General features: G+C 71.4%; 23 protein-coding genes and 1 tRNA gene. 11 read left to right on the top strand and 13 right to left on the bottom strand.

Translation table 11 applies throughout. The annotated features are described in order from the left end of the window. Positions 1 to 45 precede the first annotated feature (45 nt). From TBIS_RS15830 to galU, 4 genes are read right to left on the bottom strand one after another with little or no spacing between them, the layout of a single operon-like run. Entirely contained in the window at positions 46 to 540 is a 495-nt protein-coding gene (locus TBIS_RS15830; protein WP_013133411.1) for a MogA/MoaB family molybdenum cofactor biosynthesis protein, read from the bottom strand. A gap of 44 nt (positions 541 to 584) precedes the next feature. Next, the gene (moaC, locus tag TBIS_RS15835) at positions 585 to 1,061 is read right to left on the bottom strand and encodes a cyclic pyranopterin monophosphate synthase MoaC (RefSeq protein WP_013133412.1); all 477 of its coding nucleotides are present in this window, start codon (positions 1,059 to 1,061) and stop codon (positions 585 to 587) included. Then, positions 1,058 to 2,242 (bottom strand): molybdotransferase-like divisome protein Glp, encoded by a 1,185-nt coding sequence (gene glp / locus TBIS_RS15840; protein ID WP_013133413.1) that lies wholly within the window; start codon positions 2,240 to 2,242, stop codon positions 1,058 to 1,060. Before glp ends, moaC begins: the two co-directional genes overlap by 4 nt. A 5-nt stretch (positions 2,243 to 2,247) precedes the next feature. After that, entirely contained in the window at positions 2,248 to 3,153 is a 906-nt protein-coding gene (galU, locus tag TBIS_RS15845; protein WP_013133414.1) for a UTP--glucose-1-phosphate uridylyltransferase GalU, read from the bottom strand. 24 nt (positions 3,154 to 3,177) lie between these two features. Between galU and TBIS_RS15850 the strand changes: the two genes are divergently transcribed. From TBIS_RS15850 to cpaB, 5 genes are all read left to right on the top strand, one after another. Then, positions 3,178 to 3,753 (top strand): 5-formyltetrahydrofolate cyclo-ligase, encoded by a 576-nt coding sequence (locus TBIS_RS15850; protein ID WP_013133415.1) that lies wholly within the window; start codon positions 3,178 to 3,180, stop codon positions 3,751 to 3,753. A gap of 40 nt (positions 3,754 to 3,793) precedes the next feature. Next, positions 3,794 to 5,290 carry a potassium/proton antiporter gene (locus TBIS_RS15855; protein ID WP_013133416.1) on the top strand — a complete coding sequence of 499 codons (1,497 nt, stop codon included), beginning with the start codon at positions 3,794 to 3,796 and terminating at the stop codon, positions 5,288 to 5,290. A gap of 116 nt (positions 5,291 to 5,406) precedes the next feature. Continuing rightward, on the top strand, positions 5,407 to 5,682 hold the full coding sequence (locus tag TBIS_RS15860; RefSeq protein WP_013133417.1) for an FmdB family zinc ribbon protein: 276 nt from the start codon (positions 5,407 to 5,409) through the stop codon (positions 5,680 to 5,682). Positions 5,683 to 5,956: 274 nt separating this feature from the next. Then, the gene (locus TBIS_RS15865) at positions 5,957 to 6,751 is read left to right on the top strand and encodes an S-methyl-5'-thioadenosine phosphorylase (protein ID WP_013133418.1); all 795 of its coding nucleotides are present in this window, start codon (positions 5,957 to 5,959) and stop codon (positions 6,749 to 6,751) included. A gap of 2 nt (positions 6,752 to 6,753) precedes the next feature. Next, positions 6,754 to 7,392 (top strand): Flp pilus assembly protein CpaB, encoded by a 639-nt coding sequence (gene cpaB / locus TBIS_RS15870; protein WP_013133419.1) that lies wholly within the window; start codon positions 6,754 to 6,756, stop codon positions 7,390 to 7,392. 423 nt (positions 7,393 to 7,815) lie between these two features. Here cpaB and TBIS_RS15875 read toward each other — a convergent pair whose 3' ends face one another. Further along, positions 7,816 to 8,892 carry a D-alanyl-D-alanine carboxypeptidase family protein gene (locus TBIS_RS15875; RefSeq protein ID WP_013133420.1) on the bottom strand — a complete coding sequence of 359 codons (1,077 nt, stop codon included), beginning with the start codon at positions 8,890 to 8,892 and terminating at the stop codon, positions 7,816 to 7,818. 89 nt (positions 8,893 to 8,981) lie between these two features. Continuing rightward, entirely contained in the window at positions 8,982 to 9,929 is a 948-nt protein-coding gene (locus tag TBIS_RS15880; RefSeq protein ID WP_148231548.1) for a hypothetical protein, read from the bottom strand. A gap of 145 nt (positions 9,930 to 10,074) precedes the next feature. Between TBIS_RS15880 and TBIS_RS15885 the strand changes: the two genes are divergently transcribed. Next, positions 10,075 to 10,147 (top strand) — tRNA-Arg (locus tag TBIS_RS15885). 352 nt (positions 10,148 to 10,499) lie between these two features. Here TBIS_RS15885 and TBIS_RS15890 read toward each other — a convergent pair. Continuing rightward, on the bottom strand, positions 10,500 to 10,991 hold the full coding sequence (locus TBIS_RS15890; RefSeq protein WP_013133422.1) for a hypothetical protein: 492 nt from the start codon (positions 10,989 to 10,991) through the stop codon (positions 10,500 to 10,502). 238 nt (positions 10,992 to 11,229) lie between these two features. Between TBIS_RS15890 and TBIS_RS15895 the strand changes: the two genes are divergently transcribed. Then, positions 11,230 to 11,487, top strand: coding sequence for a hypothetical protein (locus tag TBIS_RS15895; RefSeq protein WP_041431708.1), 258 nt, complete (start codon positions 11,230 to 11,232; stop codon positions 11,485 to 11,487). Positions 11,488 to 11,600: 113 nt separating this feature from the next. Further along, the gene (locus TBIS_RS15900) at positions 11,601 to 12,791 is read left to right on the top strand and encodes an NAD(P)/FAD-dependent oxidoreductase (protein ID WP_013133423.1); all 1,191 of its coding nucleotides are present in this window, start codon (positions 11,601 to 11,603) and stop codon (positions 12,789 to 12,791) included. Here TBIS_RS15900 and TBIS_RS15905 read toward each other — a convergent pair. Continuing rightward, on the bottom strand, positions 12,766 to 13,632 hold the full coding sequence (locus TBIS_RS15905; protein WP_013133424.1) for an RNA polymerase sigma-70 factor: 867 nt from the start codon (positions 13,630 to 13,632) through the stop codon (positions 12,766 to 12,768). The two genes, TBIS_RS15900 and TBIS_RS15905, sit on opposite strands and share 26 nt — an antisense overlap. 361 nt (positions 13,633 to 13,993) lie before the next feature. On the opposite strand from TBIS_RS15905, the gene TBIS_RS15910 reads away from it, so the two are divergent. From TBIS_RS15910 to TBIS_RS15920, 3 genes are read left to right on the top strand one after another with little or no spacing between them, the layout of a single operon-like run. Next, positions 13,994 to 14,707 (top strand): TetR/AcrR family transcriptional regulator, encoded by a 714-nt coding sequence (locus TBIS_RS15910; RefSeq protein ID WP_013133425.1) that lies wholly within the window; start codon positions 13,994 to 13,996, stop codon positions 14,705 to 14,707. Continuing rightward, positions 14,704 to 15,633, top strand: coding sequence for an ABC transporter ATP-binding protein (locus TBIS_RS15915; RefSeq protein WP_013133426.1), 930 nt, complete (start codon positions 14,704 to 14,706; stop codon positions 15,631 to 15,633). Before TBIS_RS15910 ends, TBIS_RS15915 begins: the two co-directional genes overlap by 4 nt. Continuing rightward, entirely contained in the window at positions 15,630 to 17,282 is a 1,653-nt protein-coding gene (locus TBIS_RS15920; protein WP_013133427.1) for an ABC transporter permease, read from the top strand. The genes TBIS_RS15915 and TBIS_RS15920 overlap by 4 nt, the downstream gene beginning before the upstream one ends. 488 nt (positions 17,283 to 17,770) lie before the next feature. On the opposite strand, the gene TBIS_RS15925 is transcribed toward TBIS_RS15920, so the two are convergent. The 5 genes from TBIS_RS15925 to TBIS_RS15940 form a co-directional block, all read right to left on the bottom strand. Then, complete coding sequence (locus TBIS_RS15925) at positions 17,771 to 18,916, bottom strand: acyl-CoA dehydrogenase family protein (RefSeq protein ID WP_013133428.1); 1,146 nt, start codon at positions 18,914 to 18,916, stop codon at positions 17,771 to 17,773. 94 nt (positions 18,917 to 19,010) lie between these two features. Continuing rightward, on the bottom strand, positions 19,011 to 20,300 hold the full coding sequence (locus tag TBIS_RS15930; RefSeq protein ID WP_013133429.1) for an MFS transporter: 1,290 nt from the start codon (positions 20,298 to 20,300) through the stop codon (positions 19,011 to 19,013). Positions 20,301 to 20,400: 100 nt separating this feature from the next. Then, positions 20,401 to 20,742, bottom strand: a complete 342-nt coding sequence (locus TBIS_RS19605) for a MaoC/PaaZ C-terminal domain-containing protein (protein ID WP_206771182.1) — start codon at positions 20,740 to 20,742, stop codon at positions 20,401 to 20,403. Positions 20,743 to 20,746: 4 nt separating this feature from the next. Continuing rightward, a complete protein-coding gene (locus tag TBIS_RS19610; protein WP_206771183.1) occupies positions 20,747 to 21,184 on the bottom strand; it encodes a MaoC family protein in 438 nt (145 codons plus the stop codon). Beyond that, the gene (locus tag TBIS_RS15940) at positions 21,181 to 22,347 is read right to left on the bottom strand and encodes an acyl-CoA dehydrogenase family protein (protein ID WP_041431709.1); all 1,167 of its coding nucleotides are present in this window, start codon (positions 22,345 to 22,347) and stop codon (positions 21,181 to 21,183) included. Before TBIS_RS15940 ends, TBIS_RS19610 begins: the two co-directional genes overlap by 4 nt. Positions 22,348 to 22,355 lie beyond the last annotated feature (8 nt).

Genomic DNA, 22,355 nt, shown 5'->3' on the forward strand with positions numbered 1-22,355 from the left:
TGAGGGCCCGCCGCGCTACCAGGGTTCCCATCTGACCTTACGACCTCACCGCGGGTGGTCGCCACCGTGAAGCTGCTCCACGACGTGGCGCAGGATCGGGGCGAGCACCGCCATCCCGTCACGAACCCCACCGGGCGAGCCCGGGAGGTTGACGATGAGGGTGGTGCCCGCGTGGCCGGCGATCCCGCGGGAGAGGATGGAGGTCGGCACCTTCTCCCGGTTCACCTGCCGTACGGCTTCCGCGATGCCGGGGATCTCCCGGTCGATGACGCGGCGGGTCATCTCGGGGGTGAGGTCGAGCGGGGTGACCCCGGTGCCCCCGGTCGTCACGATCACGTCGTACCCCTGGGCCACGCCCTCGCGCAGCGCCGCCTCCACGGGCTCGCCGTCCGGCACGACCCGCGGCCCGTCGACCTGGGCGCAGCCCGCCTCGGTGAGCAGGGCGGCGAGGATCGGACCCGACCGGTCCTCGTAGACCCCTGCCGCGGCGCGATTCGAGACCGTGATCACCAATGCCCGCACGTCGGTGCCTTCCTCCATCCCTCTTGTGTCCGGCCGTCCGTGCCGATCGGGAACGCCGTGGCTCAGGCGCGGCCCGGCCGGACCCAGTGGCCGGTCTTGCCCCCGGTCTTCTCCTCGACCCGCACGTCGCTGATCACCGCCGCGGGGTCGACGGCCTTCACCATGTCGACCACGGCGAGCCCGGCGACGGCGACGGCGGTGAGCGCCTCCATCTCCACGCCGGTCCGGTCGGCGGTCTTCACCCGTGCGCTGATCTCCACACCGCTGTCGGCCACGGTGAGCTCGACATCCACCCCGTGCAGGGCGATCGGGTGGCAGAGCGGGACGAGGTCCGGGGTGCGCTTCGCGCCCATGATCCCGGCGATCCGCGCCACGCCGAGGGCGTCCCCCTTCGGCAGATCGCCCGCGCGCAGCGCGGCGACCGCCTCGGGTGAGAGCAGCACCCGGCCGGTCGCCGTGGCCGTGCGGGCGCTGACCTCCTTGCCCGAGACGTCGACCATGCGCGCCGCCCCGGACTCGTCGAGGTGCGGCAGGCTCACAGCGGGATCACCTCCACCTCCGCCCCTTCGGGCAGCTCGGTCACGTCCTCCGGCACCACGATCAACGCGTTCGCCGTGGCGAGCGCCGCGAGCCGGTGGGAGCCCTGCCCGGTGACCGGGGTGACGGTGCCGCCGGAGAGCACCCCGCGGGCGAACGACCGCTTGCCCGCCGGCGACCGCACCGGCCCCGTGACGGTCGCGCGCACGGTCTCCGGCGGCCCGGCGGGCAGCCCCTGCATCGCGCGCAGGGCCGGCTCGACGAAGAGCTTGAACGAGACGAACGCGGAGACCGGGTTGCCGGGCAGCGCGAAGAGCGGCACGCGGTCCGGGCCGACCAGGCCGAACCCTTGCGGCATGCCGGGCTGCATGGCCACCCGCTCGAACACGACCTCCCCGAGAGGGGCGAGCGCCTCCTTCACCGGCTCGTACGCCCCCATCGACACCCCACCGCTGGTGATCACCACGTCGGCGCGGAGGAGCTGGTCTTCGAGGCGGTCGAGGAAGAGCTTCGGATCGTCGCCGACCACCCCGGCACGGAACCCGTCCGCGCCCGCCTCGCGCGCGGCCGCGGCGAGCATGAAGCCGTTCGCGTCCCAGATCCGCCCGGTGCCGAGGGGGGTGCCCGGCTCGGCGAGCTCCGCCCCGGTGGAGACCACGGCGACGCGCGGGCGCGGCCGTACGGTCACCCGGCGGCGGCCGGCCGCGGCGAGGATGCCGAGCTGGGCGGGGGCGATCCGGGTGCCGGCCCGGAGCACCGTGTCCCCGGCCCGGACGTCCTCCCCCGCCGGCCGGACGGCGTGCCCCCGCGCCACCGGGCGGTCGATGGTGACGCGGGCGGTGCCGCCGTCCGTCCACTCCACCGGGACCACGGCGTCGGCGCCGGCCGGCAGGGGGGCGCCGGTCATGATGCGGGCGGCGTGCCCGGGCCCGATCGCGTGCACGCCGCCGTCACCGGCCGCGATGTCGTCGACCACGGGCAGGGTGACCGGGGCGGAGGCCACGTCCTCGGCGCGCACCGCGTAGCCGTCCATCGCCGAGTTGTCGAACGGGGGCAGCGGCACCGGGGCGGTCACGTCCTCGGCGAGCACGGTGCCGAGGGCGTGGTCGAGGTCGATCTCGAGCGGGGCGAGCGGCCGCACGGCCGCAAGGATGTCGGCGAGATGCCGGTCGACGGATTTCATGATCTTCAGAGTCCTCGCTGGTCGAGGAACCGGCGCAGCCAGGGGAGGAACTCGGGGGCGAGGTCCTCGCGTTCGGCCGCGAACTGCACGACCGTTCGCAGGTAGTCGAGCTTGTTGCCGGTGTCGTAGCGGCGGCCCCGGAACAGCACGCCGTGCACCGGGCCGCCCTCGTCGGGGCCGCGCGTCGCGAGCGTGCGCAGCGCGTCGGTGAGCTGGATCTCCCCGCCCCGGCCCGGCGGGGTGTTCTCCAGCACCTCGAACACGGCCGGGTCGATCACGTAGCGGCCGATCACCGCCCAGTTCGAGGGGGCCTGGCCGGCGGGTGGCTTCTCCACGAGGTCCGTGACGCGGACCACGTCCTCCTCGTCGGTGGGCACGACCGCGGCCGCGCCGTACCGCGTGATCTCCTCCGGGGACACCTCCATGAGCGCGACGACGCTGCCGCCGTAGGTGCCGCGCACCTCGATCATCCGCTTGAGGAGGGGGTCGCGCGGGTCGATGATGTCGTCGCCGAGCAGGCAGGCGAACGGTTCCCGTCCGACGTGCTGCTTGGCGCAGAGCACGGCGTGGCCCAGCCCGCGCGGCTCGCCCTGCCGTACGTAGTGCATGGTCGCCAGGTTGACCGGCTCCGTGATCTGTGACAGCCGCTCCTCGTCACCCTTGGCGCGGAGCAGGTGCTCCAGCTCGTACGCTACATCGAAGTGATCCTCGATGGACCGCTTGTTGCGGCCGGTGATGACGAGCACGTCGAGCAGGCCGGCGGAGACCGCCTCTTCGACGACGTACTGGATCGCCGGCTTGTCGACGATCGGCAGCATCTCCTTCGGGGTCGCCTTCGTCGCGGGCAGGAAGCGGGTCCCGAGACCCGCGGCGGGCACCACGGCCTTGGTCACAGGAGCGAAGTCACCCATGCTTGAACACTAACTGGAGCGGCGATGGATAAGGCGAACCTGCGACGGCGGATCCTGGCCGCCCGGGCCGGCCTGAGCGAGGAGACCCTGCGGACGTCGGCGGCCGCGACGCGCGAGCTCCTGCTCGATCAGCCCTGGGTGCAGATGGCCGGGCTGGTGGCGTGTTACTGGTCGATCGGCACCGAGCCCGACACCCACGGGCTGATCCTCGCGCTGTGGAAGCACGGCGCCACGGTGATGCTGCCGGTCCAGCGGCCGGACGGCGACCTCGACTGGGCGGTTTACGACGGGCCTGACTCCCTGGCGCCGGGGCCGTACGGAATCATGGAACCGGTGGACGAGCGACGCGGGGTGGACGCGATCCGCACCGCATCGCTGGTGATCGTGCCCGCGCTCGCCGTCGACCGCTCGACCGGGGTACGGCTGGGCCGCGGCAAGGGGTCCTACGACCGGGCGCTCGCCAGGGTGGGGCCGCACACGCCGACGGTCGCGCTGCTCCACGAGGGCGAGCTCCTCGATGGGGTCCCGGCCGAGCCACACGACCAGCGCGTCCGATATGTGGCGCTACCTGGCGAACTAATCCTGTTAGGTCATCCATAATCGGGAGTGCCGGAAAACTCGCTGGAGAGGGCGGACCGAACTGAACGTCTGGCTGCTGCTGTCCGCGACTGTCGTCATAGCGGCCATCGCGTCGGTTCGGATCGCCTATCGCACCGGCCTGCCCAGCCTGCTGATCTACCTCGCGCTCGGCATCCTCCTCGGCGAGGCAGGGCTCGGCATCCAGTTCGACAACGCCGAGCTCGCCCAGCAGCTCGGGCTCATCGCGCTCACCGTGATCCTCGCCGAGGGTGGCCTCACCACCGACTGGAACCGCGTCCGCGACGGCGTGCCGCTCGCGCTCATCCTCGCCACCCTCGGCGTCGTGGTGAGCTTCATCGTGCACGGGGTGGCTGTGCACTACCTGCTCGGGTTCGACTGGCGCATGTCGCTCCTGGTCGGCGGGGTGATCGCCTCCACGGACGCCGCCGCGGTCTTCTCCGTGCTGCGCCGGCTCCCGCTGAAGCCCAAACTCGGCGGCATCCTCGAGGCGGAGTCGGGCTTCAACGACCCGCCCGCGGTCATCGTGGTCATGCTGCTGAGCCAGGCCGCCGACCCGACGCCGTCGATCGGCGAGCTCCTGCTCGGCGGCCTGTACCAGCTCGGGGTCGGGACCATCGTCGCGTTCGTGGCCGGCCCGCTCGGGGTCCAGGCGCTGCGCCGGGTCGCGCTCCCCGCCTCCGGTCTCTACCCCATCGCCGTGCTGGCGCTCGCCTTCATCGCCTACAGCGGGGCGGCGCTGCTCGGCGGCAGCGGCTTCCTCGCCGTCTACATCGCCTCGATCATCCTGGGGAACGCGCGCCTGCCGCACCGGACCGCCACCCGCGGGTTCGCCGAGGGCGCCGCCTGGCTCGCCCAGATCGGCCTGTTCGTCATGCTCGGCCTGCTGGCGAGCCCGTCCGAGCTGCCCGACGCGCTTGTCCCGGCCTTCATCGCCGGCCTCGCGCTGATCCTGATCGCCCGGCCGATCTCCGTGGTGGTCAGCGTGCTGGTCGCGCGGCTCACCCGCTTGGGCTCGGTGACGCTGCCGGAGCTGGTGTTCCTGTCCTGGGCCGGCCTGCGCGGCGCGGTGCCGATCGTGCTCACCACGATCCCCTGGGCCGCCGGCGTACCCGGAGCCCAGGAGCTGTTCGACATCATCTTCATCATCGTCGTGGTGTTCACCCTGCTGCAGGGCCCCACCCTGCCGTTCGCCGCCAAGCTGCTCAAGGTGACCGCCGAGGACGAGGCGCGCGAGGTGACGATCGAGGCCGCGCCGCTGGAGGAGCTCAAGGCGGACGTGCTCCAGGTCCGGATCCCGCCCGGGTCGCAGCTCCAGGGGGTGGAGATCTTCGAGCTCCGGTTGCCGCCGGACGCCAGGGTTCCCCTGGTGGTGCGGGACGGCAGCCCGTTCGTGCCGTCGCCGTCCGACCGGCTCCAGGTCGGCGACCAGTTCCTTGTGATCATTCCGGCGGCCCACCGGGAGCAGGTCGAGCGCCGCCTGCGCGCGGTGAGCCGCCGCGGCAAGCTGGCCGCCTGGTACGGCGAGCGCGGCGACTGAGCTTCGCCGCAGGTCAGCGGGTGGGAATCCGGGAGGTCCGGAGTGGCGTTCACTCGTGGTGATTGCCTACCATTAGCAATCGGCTTTGTAGAGTGCTAGCCACTTTGGAGGAACGCGTGCCCACGTATCAGTACGTCTGCACCGCTTGCGGTGAGCGGCTGGAGGCCGTGCAGAAGTTCACGGACGATCCGCTGTCCGAGTGTCCCTCCTGCAAGGGGAAGCTCCGCAAGGTGTTCTCGGCCGTGGGCATCGTGTTCAAGGGGTCGGGCTTCTACCGCACCGACAGCCGGGCCTCTTCTTCGTCCACTGATTCGTCGTCGAGCGGTTCCTCGTCGAACGGCTCCGCGTCGTCGAAGGAGCCGGCCTCCTCGTCCAGCTCCTCCGCCGCCTGAGACCGGGCTTTCTGCGCGTTCCGCGCACTGATCCCCGTCCTCGCCGTTTCTCGCCGCCGCGTGGACCGGCGCGTCGCCGCCTGAGCGGGCGGTGGGCCAGCGCGTCGCCGCTGAGCGGCCGGTGGACCGGCGCGTCGCCGTGGCCGGCGGGTGCGGGCCCGGGAACCGGTACCGAGGTGCCCCTTCCGGTGAACCGCGACCGGCCGGGGCCGGTTTTCCACAGGAGCCGGCGGGGAACGGAGCAGGGCGTGCCCGCCCCGCTAGGGTCGGCGGCATGGCGGAGCTCGCAGAGATCGGAGTCATCGGCGGATCGGGGTTCTACTCCCTGCTCGAAGACGCCGAAGAGGTCGCGGTGGACACGCCGTACGGCCCACCGAGCGACAGGATCACCTTGGGCCGGATCGGCGGCCGGTCGGTGGCCTTCCTCCCCAGACACGGGCGCGGCCACGTCCACCCGCCGCATCGCATCCCCTACCGGGCGAACATCTGGGCGCTGCACTCGCTCGGCGTGCGCCAGGTGCTCGCGCCCAATGCGGTGGGGTCGCTCAGGACCGAGTACGGACCGGGGACGCTGGTCATCCCCGACCAGCTCGTGGACCGGACCTCCGGGCGCATCCAGACCTTCTACGACACCGGCGGGGCGGTCCACGTGCCCTTCGCCGACCCCTACTGCCCGCACGGGCGCGCCACGGCGGTACGGGTGGCGCGAGAGGCGGGGTGGGAGACGGTCGACGGCGGCACCATGGTGGTGATCGAAGGCCCCCGGTTCTCCACCAGGGCCGAGTCGCAGTGGTACGCGTCGGCCGGCTGGACGGTCATCGGCATGACCGGCCACCCCGAGGCCGTGCTCGCCCGGGAGCTGGCCATTTGTTACACCTCGATCTGCCTGGTGACCGATCGCGACGCGGGCATCGAGGCCGGGCAGGGGGTCACCCAGCAGGAGGTCCTCGCGTTCTTCCGGGCCCATGCGGGCCGGCTGCGCGCCCTGACCAAGGAGATCGCGGCCGCCCTGCCGGCCGAACGGACCTGCCCGTGCGCCACGGCCCTCGACGGCATGAAGCTCCCCTGACCATGCGCCGGGCGCGTCTCATCCTCGCCCGCCATCGGCGGCTCCTGGCCGCGCTCCTCGCGGGGATCGCCGCGGTGTGCGCGCTCCACCGGCTCGCGCCGCCTCGCGGCGTCCCGGTGCTCGCCGCGGCCCGCGACCTGCCCGGCGGCCGGCTCTCCGCATCCGACGTCACGGTGGTACGGCTCCCGCCCGATGCGCTGCCCGACGGGGTGCTCCGCCCGGGAACCCCGATGGCCGGGCGGGTGGTGGCCGGGCCCATGCGCCGGGGCGAGCCCATCACCGACGTCCGGTTGCTCGGGCCGGGGATCCTGCGGGCCCAGGGGCAGGGCCTCGTGGCCACGCCGGTGCGGATCGCCGATGCGCGGGTGGCCGAGCTGCTCTCCCCCGGTGACGTGGTCGACGTGCTGGCCGCCTTCGATGGGGCCGCACTCGGTGGCGCGTACCCGGACGATGCGGCGTCCGGCGGTACGGCCGCGCCGGCGTCAGCTCCCGTGGCACGGCAGGTGAGGGTGCTGGCCCGCCCGCCGGGCGGGGACGGCGAGGGTGCCCTGCTCGTGCTCGCCACCACGGTGGATCAGGCGGCCCGGCTCGCGCACGCTCAGGCCCACGGCCGGCTCGCGGTCGCCATCCATCCGCGCTGAGGCGTACGGAGAGGCTTCGCGGTCGTTGGCAGAGCGGCCGGAAGGCTCCGGTGCCAGGAGGTTCTGGGGCCGGGGCTGGGTGGCCGCCGTGATGCGCGGCCGCACGACCTTTTCGCCCGCACCGGTCAGCTTTTCGCCCACACCGGTCGGCTGCGAGTGCGGAGGTGTGAGAGCCGCGGAGGGTGTGAGAGCGCGCTGCGGGCCGTGGCCGGTGACCGCGTCGAGTACCCCTGGGCCGGCCGGAGTGAGGCTTCGGCTTTCCGGTGGCGGGCGTGTGCCGCGTGACGCCGCGGTGTGCCGCGTGACGGCGAGGTGTGCCGCGTGGTGGCTGGGTGTGCCCGGGACCACGACCGGTTCACCGGTGAAGGCCGGGGCTCACCGCTGGGATGCCGGAGCGTTCACAGCCTGGGGGACCGAGAGCGTTCACAGCTGAGAGGCCGCGAGCTTGGGGTCGTACTCCCAGTGCCAGGGTTCGAAGGGGCTCCGGTAGGCCCAGTCCGGGTGGAACCAGCCGAACCGCTTGGCGTTCGCCTCCATCCAGTTGAACTCGGCGGAGCGGAAGATCTGGATGCCCCCGCACAGGTCGACCGCGAGCCCGTACCCGTGGTTGCTGCGGCCCGGGACCGCGGCGTAGCCGGGGCGCCGGTAGTAGATGGCCTGCTGCTCGGCCAGGCTGCGGTACGCGTCGGAGACGCACAGCGGCCGCCCGAACCGCTTACGGAAGGCGAGATCGAGGTCGGCGAGCGCGATGGCGGCGTCCGCGCGGAGCAGCTCGTTCGGCTTGCCCGGCAGGGGGCAGAGGACCTCCCGCGGCAGCAGGCCGTTGGGGTACTGCTCGGCGAGATCCACCTTGGTCGGGTCGCACCCGCCCTGGTTCGACTTGTTGATCTTTACGCCGATCTTGATCAGCTTCTGGGTGAGGGTCTTGACGAGCGCGGACGACCGCTTGCGCAGCATGTCGATCTCCGCGTTGACCTGGGCCTGCTGCAGGAGGTTCGCCGAGCGGAGCCGCTGGGCCTCGGCGGCGAGCCGCTCCTGCCGCCGGAGCATCTGCTCGGCGCGCCCCAGGACGTTGTTGCGCCCGGCCACGAGGTAGTCCACGTCGCTCATCGCCCGCAGCGTCGCCGTGCCGTCCCCCGAGGTGAGGAACGGGCTGAGCCCCCGCATCGTGGGGTTCTGGTAGACCGCCGTCACCAGCTCGACCAGCGGCCGGCGCATCTTCCGCAGCTCCTGGTTGGCCTTCTGGAGCTCCTCCAGGGTGGCGGCGAGCTTCCGCTGGGTCACCGTCTGCTGCTTCCGCCGGGCCTCCAAGGTCTTCGTCGCCTCCTCGAGCTCCCGGTACGCCTGCTGGGCCTGGCGCCGGAGCTCGGTCAGCGTGACCGGTTCCTTCTTAGCGGTCCCGGCGGCTGCAGCGTGTGCGGTGCCGTACGAGACGTTGAGCAATACCGAAGTCAGCACCGTGGTGACCGCGATCAGCGGAGCTGATCGGGTAAAGGACACGACTGACTCCTTCGTTTGCCGACCTGTGACCTCGAGTCGGCACGCACGTTACTACAGAGTCATGAGTGCTTGGTGAGTCCGATCGGAGCTCACAGGGTGAGCACGCCCGTGAGGATGGGCTGCATGGGCGCCGGTGCGGCTCCACCGGGCGTTGGCGCGAGATCGCGGTGCGCGGCGGGGGCATCGCTGCGCGCGACCGGGACCCCGGAGCCCGTGGGCGCGGCATCGCTGCGCATGGGCGCGATCTCGCCGCGGAGGGTGGAGACGCCGCCGGTGGGCGTCCGGCAGATCCGCCACACCAGGATGCCGGCCCGGTCCTTCACGCAGGCCGGGACCGGTTGCGGCGCCGGCTGCGCCGGTGCGGGCTGTGAGGGGGCCTGCGTCTCCTCCGGCCGGTCGTTCTGCTTCTCCCGTCTCTCGTCCCGCTTCTCGTCCCGTCGCTCGGCCGGCCGCTTCTTCGCCCGGGCCGCGCCCGACCGCAGTGCCGCGAACGGTGGCCGGATGATCGGCTTCGGCAGGGTCTGCTGGATCAGCCCTTCGTACACGGTCATCGGGCCGGGCGATTGCGGCATCCGGGTGGGGTTCAACAGGCCGTCGCGTGCTTCTTTCGGCGGTGCCTGCCCGCCGCCGCTCCGGGGCACGGAGCGGTCCCGGGTGGCGGTCTGCCCGGCGGCCGGGGCCGCGAGGGCGGCGTCGCCCGTGGTCGTGGTCGCACCGGTGCGGACGCCCTGCCCGGTGCCGGCCATGCCGCCGCCCTGGTGTGCGGTGTCCCCCGCGTCACCGGCGGCCGGCCTGCCCGGCCGGGGCGGCACCTGAGTGGGTGGCGACGGCGGTAAGAGGGAGAGCATGCCCATCGGCGCGGAGCGCGCCATCGGCGACTGTGCCGGATCACCCGCCCGGGCCATGCCGGCTGCCCTCTCCGGGTAGCCGGTGACGTCGGCCATGAACATGCCCGAGGCCAGGATCCCCGGCGCGATCAACGCGGCGAGCAGGCCCACTGGGCGGACACGAATACCTCTGCGCGTCGTCTTCGTCACGTTCAGTGACGGTAGACACGGAGTGCGCACCCGGACGCCGCGGCTTGACAGGGCTTTACCTGACCCAGGCCCGCGGATGACCCACGCTACTTGCGTCAGGGGTGCGCGAGCCCGACCGCCGATTCGCTAGGCTTATTCTCTGCAAGCCTCCGTAGCTCAGGGGATAGAGCACCGCTCTCCTAAAGCGGGTGCCGCAGGTTCGAATCCTGCCGGGGGCACTCCTCTCACCTCGACAGATGCCCGCTGAACCGGGCGTTCCATCGACCTTCCGCCGTGGGCGGCCGTGCGCTGGAAGCAGGTAGGGATCGCCGCCCGCGGAACGTTCACGGAACGATCTCGGAATCGCCTGTCCAGGTCGCTCCCTGACCAGCGAAAGGCCCGGACCACGCCGGGCCTGTTCCAAGATCGGATGACGGGCCCGGCGACGAGAAGAGCCCTCCCCGGCGTGCGGTGGAGGGCTCGGGACTCGGTCGAGAGCATGCCCCGGGGATCCGGACCGTTCCAGCGCTCAAGGACTCCGCAGGTCACCGCGTGAGCACCGCACGCCGCCGAACCTCCAAGGGCCGGGCATCAGCCGAAGCAGTCCTGGTTCCTGAGGAGGATGCCGAACTCGGTGACCTTGCCCCTCTTGACCTCGAAGGCGTACTGCGCCTTGCTGTTGCCCGGCACCCTGACCCGGTACAGGCCGTACATGTCCTTCTTGATGCCCGGGTAGGCCACCTTGAGCTGCCGGAAGGTGGACCCGAGCCTGATGCCCCGCGGGGTCTTCATGCCCTTACCGGCGTAGATGGCGGCCACCCCGACCCGCGGAGAGATCCACACGCCCGCCTTGTTCTTGGGGGTCCGGAACTTCTTCAAGTCCCAGCCGGAGCAGCCACCGCCACGACCCGGGAACTTCTGAACCAGCAGACCGGTGGCCCTGGCCTGCTTCAGGCTCATACCGAGCTTGAGCGTTCCATATCCGTACGGCCCCAGCGTCGGGTTCGCCTTGGCCGAGGCCGCGGTGGCGCCGCTGACCACCAGCGACCCGGCGAGGACCGAAACCATGATCATCTTCTTCATGCCACTAGCATGGCGGGACCGTGTTCCGCTCTTGATCACGGGTTGCGGTTTACGGGCGGGACGGCGGGTGACCGAGGGCGACCTGAAACCTCATCGTCGGCTCGTTCGGCATGGAGTCGGAACCGCCGCGGCGACCCGGTTCCCGGAAACCGCTCCTCTGCATCCCCGACGTGACGACGTGCCACGCCGCGCCGGACCCGTTGCACGTGGTGCACCGGCATCAGGCGGGCATGGGCGCGTGGTGTACGCGGGCGTCGACATCAAGAGCCGTCGTGCCGTGGTCGAGCTCGTCCCCCCGGCGCACGACCCGGGGTTCCGCTGCGCCGGCCGGGACATCCGCGCCCGGCCGTACGAGGAGATCATCGCGCTGCGCCCGGAGTGGCACGCCGGCGCCGACGACAAGGGAAAGATCACGATCGTCTGCATCGTAGGCCGCAAGGACGAAGCCCGCATGAGCACCGGCGGCCCGCATCTCTGGATCGGTCCCACTGCTTAGGTGCGACACCACTGTGACCAAGGTCACTCGAAGGCCACCTCACGCCGGGAGCGCCTGTCCCGTCCGTGCCGGTGAACGTGCCCCGATCGGGGCGCCCGGCGGAGGAAGATGAGATGACGCCCACAACGATCGTCGTGCTCGGCGGCGGCTACACCGGCGTGATGAGCGCGATCCGCCTGGCCCGGCGCACCCGCCGCACCCGCACCCGGGTGATCTTGGTCAACCCGTCCGACCGGTTCACCGAGCGGCTGCGGCTGCACCAGATCGCCACCGGCCAGCGGACGGCCGACCACCGCATTCCGGCGCTGCTCCACGGCACCGGCGCCGAGTTCGTCCGTGGCCGGGCCACGCACCTCGACCCGGAGCGGCGCGAGGTCCGCATCGCCGGTGACGGCGGCGAGCGGACGCTCGGCTACGACTACCTGGTGTACGCCCTGGGTGCGGTCACCGATACCAGCGTGCCGGGGGTGGACGCGCACGCCCACACGCTGGACGACGCGGAGGCGGCGCACCGCTTCGCCGAGCGGCTGGCCGAACTCACCCACCGAGGCGGCACCGTCGCGGTGGTGGGCTCCGGCCTCACCGGGGTCGAGGCGGCGGCCGAGATCGCCGAGGGCCATCCGAACCTGCACGTGACGTTGCTCGGCAGCGCGGAGCCGGGCTCGATGATGGGCGCGAAGGCACGCCGGCACCTGCTGGGCGCCCTTGACCGGCTCGGGGTGGAGATCTGTACCGGGGTCCGGGTGACCAAGGTGCCGCCGAACGCGGTGGAGCTGAACGGCGGTGAGACGGTACCGGTGGACGCGGTGCTGTGGACGGCCGGGGTGGTCGCCGCCCCGCTGGCCCGGGCGGCGGGCCTCACGGTGGACGACCGGGGCCGGGTGGTGGTGGACGCGACCCTCGCGTCGGTGTCGCACCCGTCGGTGTACGCCGTCGGGGACGCCGCCGCCATCCGGCAGTCCTGGGGCATGATCCACGGCACCTGTCAGAGCGGCGTGCCGTCGGCCGCGTACGCCGCGGACGCCATCGCCCGCCGGCTGCGCGGTAAGCGGCCCAGGCCGTTCCGGTTCGGATACGTGCACCAGCCCGTCAGCCTCGGCCGCCGCGACGCGGTCGTCCAGTTCACCCGGCCCGACGATACGCCGGGCCGGTGGTGCCTGACCGGACGGGCGGCGGTCGTCTACAAGGAGGCGGTGACACGGAGCCCGGCCGTGATCTATCGGCTGTCGCGGTGGCTGACCATCCCGGCCCGGGCACTGGCCCGCACCGGAGGACGGGCTAACCGGCCGGTCGCAGCCGGGTGAGCTTGTCCGGGTTGCTGATCAGGTGGATGGTGTGCACGGCCCCGCCGGCCAGGTGCAGGGTGATCGCGGCGACCGGCGTCGTGCCCGAGTAGACCACGATGCCGGGGCCGCCGTTCAGCTCCACGATCTCCGCACGCGGATCGGCGGGCGCACGGCCGGCGAAGGTCACCAGCGCCCGCGCCACCGATTCCACGCCGACGATGGGCTTGCGCGGTGCGGGCGCCTTGCCGCCGCCGTCGCTGATCAGCGTCACCTCCGGCGCCAGCACGGCCATGAGCCCGGCCAGGTCGCCGCCCGCCGCGGCGGCGAGGAACCGCTTGGTCACTTCCGCCCATGTGGTCCGGTCCGTGTCGTACCGGACGCGCCGCCGCTCGACGTGCTCGCGGGCTCGGCGGGCGGTCTGGCGCACCGAGGCCTCGCTGCGCCCGACCATCTCGGCGATCTCTCCGTAGGAGTAGCCGAACGCCTCGCGCAGCACGAAGACCGCCCGCTCCAGCGGCGACAGCGATTCGAGCAGCAGGAGCATGGCGGTCGAGACGGTGTCCGTGAGCGCGACGTTCTCCGCGATGTCGGGCGTGGTGGCGATGGGCTCCGGCAGCCATGGCCCGACGTACTCCTCCCGCCGTGCCCGGGCGCTGCGCAGCCGGTCGATCGCCAGGCGGGTCACCACCCGCACCAGGTACGCCTCCGGGTCGGCCACCTCGGCCGGGTTCACCGCGGACCAGCGCAGCAAGGCGTCCTGCACCACGTCCTCGGCGTCGCCGGCCCGGCCCAGCATGCGGTAGGCGATCGCGAACAGCCGATCCCGGTGTTCGCCGAAGCGGTGCGCGTGCCCGCCCAAGGCGCGTAACCCTTCACTCCATGGCTTCCACAGCGATCACGGCGAGTCTGCCGCCGCCTCCGGCGCGGGTCCAGATCTCAACATCAGGGCATATCCTCGGCCCGCACAGGCCGCGGTGCACCACGGAACGCTGCGCGCTCGCCCGATCGGCAGATGGATGGACGCCGGCTCACCCGGCTCGGTGAGAGAGACCCGTCGGCGAGCAGGCCTGGCGACCGCGGCGAGACCGCACACCCCAGCCCTGGCAAGCCGTGGTACGGCGCTCGCTCACACGTCCGCCTGAATCGTTGACAGGGGACTGAACGCGATTTAGCCTGAATCACGTTCAGCGTACTGAGTCGAGTTCAACCAGATCGCGCTCATGACAGAGGACGGCCGGAGCAGGCGGAGACGAACGTTCGACGATCCCGATCGCACGGCGCGAGCCCGGATCCGGGACGCCGCGATCGCGCGTTTCGCCGCCCAGGGGGTGGCCGCCACCAACCTCAAGGACATCGCCGCCGACGCGGGGGTGTCGACCCCGCTCGTCATCCACCACTTCGGCTCGAAGGAAGGGCTCCGGGCCGCCTGTGATCAGTACATCGCCTCCTGGATCAGGGAGCGGAAGACCGCGTCGATGACGGCCGGCAAGGACCTCGACCCCTTCCTGGCGCTCCGCGACGCGCTCGACGGCACACCGGTCATCGCCTACCTCGCCAGGACGATCGCCGACGGTTCCCCCCACGTGGACCAACTGATCGACGAGATGGTCGAGGACTCGCTGACCTACCTGGCCGAAGGGGTCGAGAAGGGGCTCATCAAGCCGGCCGAGAACCTCCGGGAGCAGGCCTCGCTCATATGCGTGTGGCTGCTGGGCGCGCTCGTCCTCCACAAGCACGTCAAACGGCTGCTGGGGATCGACCTGATCGAGGGCGACCCTCACTCCCTGATCAAGTGGATGCGGATCAACCTCGAGGTCCTCGCCAAGGGGGTCATCGCCGAGGACTTCTACGACACGTGGCGGGACGCCTTGCAGGCAGCCGAAGCGCAGACCGCCGCCGAGCGCGGCGACGACGCAGACCGGGAAACGCCATGACCGTTGCCATCGCCACCTCTGGACTCGTCAAGACCTTCGGGGCGACGCGGGCCCTCGACGGGCTCGATCTCACCGTGCACGCCGGAGAGGTCCACGGCTTCCTGGGGCCGAACGGCGCCGGGAAGTCCACGACCATCCGGATCCTGCTGGGCTTCATCCGGGCGGATTCCGGCTCGGTCACCGTGCTCGGCGGTGATCCGTGGCGCGACGCGGTGGCGCTGCACACCCGCATGGCGTACGTGCCGGGCGACGTCGAGCTGTGGCCCAACCTCACCGGCGGGGAGATCATCGATCTGCTCGGCAGGCTGCGCGGCGGCTTGAACCGGAAGCGCCGTGACGAACTGATCGAACGGTTCAACCTCGACCCGTCGAAGAAGGGCCGCACGTACTCCAAGGGCAACCGGCAGAAGGTCGCCATCGTGGCCGCGCTCGCGTCCGACGCGGAGCTGCTGCTGCTCGACGAGCCGACGTCCGGCCTCGACCCGTTGATGGAGGTCGTGTTCCAGGACGTGATCCGCGAGGCCAAGGAGGCGGGCCGTACCGTCCTGCTGTCCAGCCACATCCTCGCCCAGGTGGAGAAGCTCGCCGACCGGGTCAGCATCATCCGGAAGGGCAGGATCGTCGAGTCCGGAACGCTGACCGAGATGCGGTACCTCACCCGGACGTCCGTGGAGGCCGACACCGCCGCCCCGGTGACCGGGCTCGACCGGCTGCCGGGGGTGCACGACGCCGAGGTCGACGGCACCCGCGTGCGGTTCTCGGTGGACGGCGCCCACCTCGACGGGGCGATCAAGCACCTGAGCGGGTTCGGCATCCGCGCGCTCACCTGCCACCCGCCGACGCTCGAGGAGCTCATGCTCCGGCACTACGGCGACGAGCTCACCGCCGAGACCAGCGGGCGGCCGCGCGAGGGGGTGAGGGGATGACCGCGACCGCCACCCCCGCCATCGGCCGTACGGCCAGGCCGGCCGCCGGAGGCGCCCTGGCCGGAACGGGCCTGCTGCTGCGCTTCGCCCTGCGGCGCGACCGCGTCCGCATCCCGGTGTGGCTCGCCGCTCTCGTGCTCGGCACGGTGTGGCCCGTGACCGCCTTCCGGGAGGTGTACCCGACGGAGGCCGCGCGGCAGGCCGCGGCCGCCACGATGAACAGCCCGGCCGGGCTGGCGTTCTCCGGGCCGGCGCACTACCTGAGCGACTACCACTACGGCTCGATGGTGAGCCACCAGGTGCTCGGCTTCCTGGCGATCTTCGTCGGGATCATGAGCGTGCTCCTGGTTATCCGGCACACCCGGGCCGAGGAGGAGGCGGGGCGGGCCGAGCTCATCCGGGCGGGCGTGGTGGGGCGGCACGCACCGCTCGCCGCGGCGCTGATCCTGGCGACCGCGGTGAACCTCGCCCTCGGGCTTCTGCTCACGGTGGCCGTCGGGTCGACCGGGCTGGAGGGGGTGACCTGGGAGGGGTCGCTGCTGTACGGCGCGGCGAACACGGCGGCCGGGATCACGTTCGCCGGGGTCGCGGCGGTGACCGCGCAGCTCACCGAGCACTCCCGGGGCGCGTCCGGTATGGGCCTCGCGGTGGTCGGGGCGGCCTATCTCGTGCGGGCCGCCGGTGACTCCGCGGACAGCGGGCTGTCGTGGGCCTCGCCGATCGGCTGGATCCAGCAGACCTTCGCCTACCTCGACGACCGGTGGTGGCCGCTGCTGCTGAACCTGTCCACGGCGGCGGTGCTGACCGCGATCGGGTTCCGGCTCAGCCTGCGCCGCGATCTCGGAGCCGGTATGCGGGCCGCCCGGCGGGGACGGCCGGCCGCCTCCCCCATGCTCACGACCCCGCTCGGCTTCGCGCTGCGCCTGCACCGGGGCATGCTGATCGGCTTCGCCGCCGGCATGGTCGCGCTCGGCGCCTCGTACGGGACGTTCCTCGGCGACATCGAGGAGATGTTCCGGGACGTCGAGCTGCTGCGGAACGCGATGGCGCAGCTCGGCGGGGCCACGGTCACGGACCTCTACGTCACCATGGTCATGACGATCCTCGCGATCGTCGCCGCGATCCACGTGGTGCTCACGACGCTGCGGCCGCGTTCGGAGGAGACCTCCGGCCGGGCCGCGTCCGTGCTGGCGACCGGGCTGTCCCGGACCGGCTGGCTGGGCAGCCACCTGGCGGTGGCCGTGGTGGGCGGACCGGTGCTGACCGTGCTGTCGGGCCTGGCGTTCGCGGCGGCCGGCGCGCCCGTCGCCGAGGACGGCGGCCTGCTCGGGAAGCTCCTCGCGGCCTCCGCGGCCTACACCCCTGCCCTGTGGGTGACCGCCGGTTTCGCGGTGGCCCTGGTGGGGTGGCTGCCCCGGGCGACCGCGCTGGCGTGGGTGCTCGTGGCGTACGCCGGGGTGATCGGGTACTTCGGGATGATCCTGGACATCCCCGACTGGCTGACGAACCTATCGCCGTTCAGCCACATCCCCCGGCTGCCGGTCGACGAGTTCCGCTGGGCTCCGCTGCTGATCCTCACCGCGATCGCGGCCGGGCTCATCGCGGCCGGGCTGTACGGCTTCCGCCGCCGCGACCTCGACAGCAAGTGAGCCTGGACAGGCCGCGGCGTTCCCGGGCGCTGGGGCACCGCCGCGGCGTGACGCGCGCTGCCCGACCCGATCGGCGGCCAACGATCCGGTGACCTTGGGCCACCCGCCGCGGCAAGAGCCCGGCCCGCCACGCCCGGCGGACGGCCGGCCCGCCGGGCGTCCGCATCCCACGGTGCCCGAGCACGGCGATAAGTGACGGGCGGGTCCCCGGAACCGGGGACGAGGTGCAATCCCAGTGCTCGAGCCTGACGGTGACGGCCGGGTCGCGGACGCCCGGGACAAGGTGTGCGCCCCGGCGCCCCGGCCGCGGCGATGACCCATGCGCCGGACCACGCCTGCGTGCGGGCGGCCACGGTGCGCGTGCCCCACCCGACTCTGTGCACCGTGTCCCCACCCACGGAGAACCCGAAGGTTTCCCTGGACGGGAAGGACCCTGCCACGCAGGCGCGATCCGGGCGCATGGGTCGACCGGAGATCACCCGAGCCGGTCAGAGGCCGAACGACCGGCCGATGATCTCACGCTGGATCTCATTGGTCCCGCCGTAGATGGTGGCGCCCAGGGCCATCCGGACGTGCTGGACCATGGTGAACTCCGTGGAGTACCCGTAGCCGCCCATCATCTGCATGCCCTCCAAGGCCATCGCCTTGGCGACCTCGGTCGCCTTGAGCTTCGCCATGGACGACTCCCGGGTGAGCGGCCGGGTGCGATCCGGGTCATCCGCCTGCCTGGCCACCGAGTAGACCAGCAGGCGCGCATACTCGATCTCGGTGGCCAGATCGGCCAGGCGATGTTTGATCGCCTGGAACGATCCCACGGGCCGCCCGAACTGCCGACGCTCGCGCACGAACTCCAGGCAGTCGTCGAACGCCCGCTCGGCGATGCCCAGCGTGTTCGCCGCCAGGATCAGGCGCTCGGTGTCCAAACCGACCATGAGCTGCCGCCACCCGGCGTCGACCTCGCCGACCACGGCGTCCTCCGGGAGCACGCAGTCGGTGAAGTAGAGGTCGTTGACCTCGGGCCCGTTCATGGTGTCGATCGGCTTGATCGTCAGCCCGGGGGTCTCCCTCGGCACATGGAACATCGTCAGGCCGTGGTGCTTCTTCTCCCCCTGCGACGTCCGGGCGACGAGCAGGATGCCGTCCGCGGCGTGCGCGTTGGTGCACCACGTCTTCTGCCCGTTGATGACCCAGCCGTCCGAGGTGCGCTCCGCGCGGCAGGTGATCGCCGCCGCATCGGAGCCGGCCTCCGGTTCCGAGATCGAGATCGCCATCGCCGCCCCCTCGGCGATCCGGCCGAGCACGGCTCGCTTGAGGGGTTCCGCGGCGAACCTGTTGTAGATGCCGCCGACGATGAGCGTGGTGCCCAGCCACGGCAGGGGTGCCATGCCCCGGGCGAGCTCCTCGAGGAGAATGCACAGATCGACGTGGTCGCCGCCGGCTCCGCCGTACTCCTCGGGGAGGTTGATCGCCGCCCAGCCGAGTTCGGCGATCTTGCGGTTGAGTTCCATGCTGTGGGCCTCGCGGCCACCATCGGTCAGCTTGTCGCGCTGTTCCTTGGTGCCCACCTCCCGGCGGCAGAACTCACGGACCGCCTCGGCGAAGGCCTTTTGCTCATCGGTGAAGTCGAGGGGCATGGCATCCTCCTGCCACTGAACAGATCGGGGGTACGTCGCCCGCGCTACGTGGATCTCACGCGCACCGCACGCGTCGGCTCAGGAGACCGCGACCTCAACGCCCTGCTCCTCTTCGGCCGGTGCCTTCGGCCGGACCACGAGCGCCGAGGTGATCGAGATCACCACGGTCGCGATCAGCAGGACCGGCAGCGGCCACCAGTGGGCGGACCCGTCGGGCGGCACGAGTGCCGTGGCGACGATCGGGGTCGGGCCGGCCCAGGCGACCCCGGCGAAGGCGCTGCACAGCGCGACCCCGCTGTAGGTCCGAGGTGAGGCTGGACACCACCGCATAGGTGGGCGCGTGCCCGACGACCAGCGCGACCGTGAACGCGATGGTCATGAGCAGCATGTTCCCGCTGTCGAAGAGCAGGAACATCGGGAACGCGAAGACGGCGGTGAACACGGAGCCGATGAGGAACATCCGCCGGGCCGGGAACCTGTCGGACAGCACCGCGAACCCGAGCATCGCGAACAGGTCGATGGTGCCGGCGATGAGCAGGATGATCAGCGTGTCGCCGCGCGTGAACCCGTGGACGTTCGTCGCGAGCGTGAGCATGTAGGTGGTGATGAGGTAGAAGAGCACGATGACGGCCGCCTGCAGGCCGATGCCGGCGAGGACCCGGCCGGGCATGGTCCGCAGGACGTTCCCGATCGGGTTCCGCTGGACCGCCCCGGCCTTCTTGACCTCGGAGAAGTCGGTCGTCTCCTCGACGCCGAGGCGGATCATCATGCCGACCACCACCAGGACGAAGCCGGTGAGGAAGGGGATCCGCCATCCCCAGCTCATCAGGTCCTCGTTGGGCAGGCGGGCGACGAAGTACATGACCGTGGTGGAGAGCACCAGGGCGAGCGGGCTGGCGACCTGCGGGGCGGACCCGTAGAACCGGATCCGGTTCTTGGGGGCGTGCTCCACGCTCATCAGCACGGCACCGCCCCACTCACCGCCGATGGCCACGCCCTGCAGGAAGCGCAGGATGGTCAGGAGGATCGGTGCCCAGACACCGATCTGCTCCCACGTCGGCAGCAGGCCGATCAGGCCGGTCGAGCCGCCCATGATGCTGAGCGTGGCGATGAGCGTGGCCCGGCGGCCGATGCGGTCTCCGAGGTGACCGAAGACGAAACCGCCGACGGGCCGGGCGAGGAACGCCACGCCGAACGTCCCGAACGACGCCAGGAGCCCGACGCGGGAGTCGAGCTGGGGGAAGAAGATCGAGGAGAAGACGAGGGTCGCGGACGTCGCGTAGATGAAGAAGTCGAACCACTCGATGGTGGTGCCGACCAGGCTGGCGACGTACGCCCTTTTCTGCTGCCCGGTGCCGAAGGCCGGGGCCTGGGGGGTGTTCATGGCATACCTCTCGGGGGGTGAGACCTCTCGGGGGTGAGAGAGTCAGGGGGATATGGCAGGCGGATTCGCCGGCGGGGCACGGCAGCGGATCCGCCGGTGCTCAGAAGCGCGCGTAGCCGTTGGAGAGCACGGTTGCGGCGTCGCTCCGCGCCTCGAACGCCAGGCCGGAGTCGTCCGGCCGGGCGACCAGGTTCACCGTGCCGCCGGGGAACACGGGAGCCGCGAACCGCACGCTGAGCTCCTTCAGCTCCCACGGCCGGCGGTCCGCCGCGGCGGCGAGCTCCCGGGCCGCGATCCCCAGCGTGCACAGCCCGTGCAGGATGGGCCGGTCGAAGCCGTAGGAAGCGGCCACCTCGGGGTCGATGTGCACGGGGTGCCGGTCGCCGGTGAGCCGGTAGAGCGCCGGAAGGTTCTCGTCGATGTGAACCCTCCGCTCGAACACCGGTTCATCGACCGTACGGCGCGGCGCCGACGGGCCGCGGTCCCCACCCCAGCCACCGCGACCGGGCAGGAAGATCGAATACACCGCGGTGAACTGGGCGCACTCCACGACTATGTCCACCATCGCGGCCTTGCCCTTGTCCCAGACGTTCGCGCATGTCGAGCGTCCCGGACGGGGCGAAGGCCTCATGGACGGTGAGGATCTGGGCGGCGTGGAGCGATCTCAGGCGATCGTAGACACCGAGATTCCCCGCCTTTTCCACGGCCCACAATCCGAGGCCGAGCCCGAAGGTCGGCAACACCTTCAGATCCCGTTCGTAAACGAGCTCGAGCTCGGATGCTTTCGCGCCGACGCACAGCGCGTACAGAATCGCATCGGAGTCGGTGTACGAAACGGTGCGCCGGCCGAGATCGTAACCGGCGAGCTCCGCGAGTTCCGTCATTTGAACGCCCCAATTCCGGTGATCGACTGCCCGAGCACCAGCGTGTGCACCTCGTTGGTGCCTTCGTACGTGTAGACCGATTCGAGGTTGTTCATGTGGCGGATCACCGGGTATTCGAGGGTGATCCCGTTCGCGCCGAGCATGGCGCGGGCCTCGCGTGCCACGTGCAGCGCCTGCGCGACGTTGTCCTTCTTTCCGAAGCTGATCTGCGCGGGCGTCAGCTCACCGGCGTCCTTGAGCCGGCCCAGATGCAGCGCCAAAAGGTGGGCGCGGTTCACCCGGATGAGCATGTCGGCGAGCTTGCTCTGGGTGAGCTGGAACGCCGCCAGCGGTTTGCCGAATTGCGTGCGGGTGAGGGTGTAGTCGAGCGCGGCCTCATAGCAGCTCCGCGCGGCGCCGACCGCGCCGAAGAGAATTCCGAAACGCGCCTCGTTCAGGCACGAGAGCGGGCCTTTCAACCCGACGATCCCCGGCAATACCGCATCGCCGGGAACTCGGACGTTGTCCAGAACCAGCTCGGAGGTGACCGAGGCCCGCAGCGACATCTTGTGCCGCACGGTGTTCGCCGTGAATCCCGGGGTCTTCGTGTCGACGATGAACCCCCGGACGCCCTCGTCGGCGCGCGCCCAGACGATGGCGACATCGGCGATCGAGCCGTTGGTGATCCACATCTTGGTGCCGTTGAGCACCCAGTCGGATCCGTCACGGCGCGCCACGGTGCGCATGCCGGCGGGATCGCTTCCCGCGTCGGGCTCGGTCAGGCCGAAGCAGCCGATGACCTCCCCGGCCGCCATCCGCGGCAGCCACTCCTGCTTCTGCTCTTCTGAGCCGTACTTCCAGATGGGGAACATCGCCAGGGAGCCCTGCACCGAGACGAAGCTGCGCAGGCCGCTGTCCCCGGCCTCGAGCTCCAAGCACGCGGTGCCGTAGCTCACCGCGTTGAGCCCGGCGCAGCCGTACCCGGACAGGTGCATGCCGAGCAGGCCGAGCTCCCCGAATTCGGTGGCGAGTTCCCGGGGGAATTCACCGCGTTCGAACCAGCCGGCCACCTCGGGCAGGATCCGGTCGGTGACGAACTCCCGGACCGTGTGCGCGATCATGCGCTCTTCGTCGCTCAGCAGCTTTTCGACGCCGAGGAAGTCGCGGGGATCGGGGCGTGCCATTGAAACGG

It is taken from the genome of Thermobispora bispora DSM 43833, from assembly GCF_000092645.1.
GTDB classification, from domain to species: domain Bacteria; phylum Actinomycetota; class Actinomycetes; order Streptosporangiales; family Streptosporangiaceae; genus Thermobispora; species Thermobispora bispora.

What these genes read in the sequence shown, in the direction of transcription:
- TBIS_RS15830 (WP_013133411.1), bottom strand. Translation starts at nt 540, where the DNA reads ATGGAGGAAGGCACCGACGTGCGGGCATTGGTGATCACGGTCTCGAAT.
- glp (WP_013133413.1), bottom strand. Translation starts at nt 2,242, where the DNA reads ATGAAATCCGTCGACCGGCATCTCGCCGACATCCTTGCGGCCGTGCGG.
- galU (WP_013133414.1), bottom strand. Translation starts at nt 3,153, where the DNA reads ATGGGTGACTTCGCTCCTGTGACCAAGGCCGTGGTGCCCGCCGCGGGT.
- TBIS_RS15850 (WP_013133415.1), top strand. Translation starts at nt 3,178, where the DNA reads ATGGATAAGGCGAACCTGCGACGGCGGATCCTGGCCGCCCGGGCCGGC.
- TBIS_RS15865 (WP_013133418.1), top strand. Translation starts at nt 5,957, where the DNA reads ATGGCGGAGCTCGCAGAGATCGGAGTCATCGGCGGATCGGGGTTCTAC.
- cpaB (WP_013133419.1), top strand. Translation starts at nt 6,754, where the DNA reads ATGCGCCGGGCGCGTCTCATCCTCGCCCGCCATCGGCGGCTCCTGGCC.
- TBIS_RS15890 (WP_013133422.1), bottom strand. Translation starts at nt 10,991, where the DNA reads ATGAAGAAGATGATCATGGTTTCGGTCCTCGCCGGGTCGCTGGTGGTC.
- TBIS_RS15900 (WP_013133423.1), top strand. Translation starts at nt 11,601, where the DNA reads ATGACGCCCACAACGATCGTCGTGCTCGGCGGCGGCTACACCGGCGTG.
- TBIS_RS15910 (WP_013133425.1), top strand. Translation starts at nt 13,994, where the DNA reads ATGACAGAGGACGGCCGGAGCAGGCGGAGACGAACGTTCGACGATCCC.
- TBIS_RS15915 (WP_013133426.1), top strand. Translation starts at nt 14,704, where the DNA reads ATGACCGTTGCCATCGCCACCTCTGGACTCGTCAAGACCTTCGGGGCG.
- TBIS_RS15920 (WP_013133427.1), top strand. Translation starts at nt 15,630, where the DNA reads ATGACCGCGACCGCCACCCCCGCCATCGGCCGTACGGCCAGGCCGGCC.
- TBIS_RS15925 (WP_013133428.1), bottom strand. Translation starts at nt 18,916, where the DNA reads ATGCCCCTCGACTTCACCGATGAGCAAAAGGCCTTCGCCGAGGCGGTC.
- TBIS_RS15930 (WP_013133429.1), bottom strand. Translation starts at nt 20,300, where the DNA reads ATGAACACCCCCCAGGCCCCGGCCTTCGGCACCGGGCAGCAGAAAAGG.
- TBIS_RS19610 (WP_206771183.1), bottom strand. Translation starts at nt 21,184, where the DNA reads ATGACGGAACTCGCGGAGCTCGCCGGTTACGATCTCGGCCGGCGCACC.
- TBIS_RS15940 (WP_041431709.1), bottom strand. Translation starts at nt 22,347, where the DNA reads ATGGCACGCCCCGATCCCCGCGACTTCCTCGGCGTCGAAAAGCTGCTG.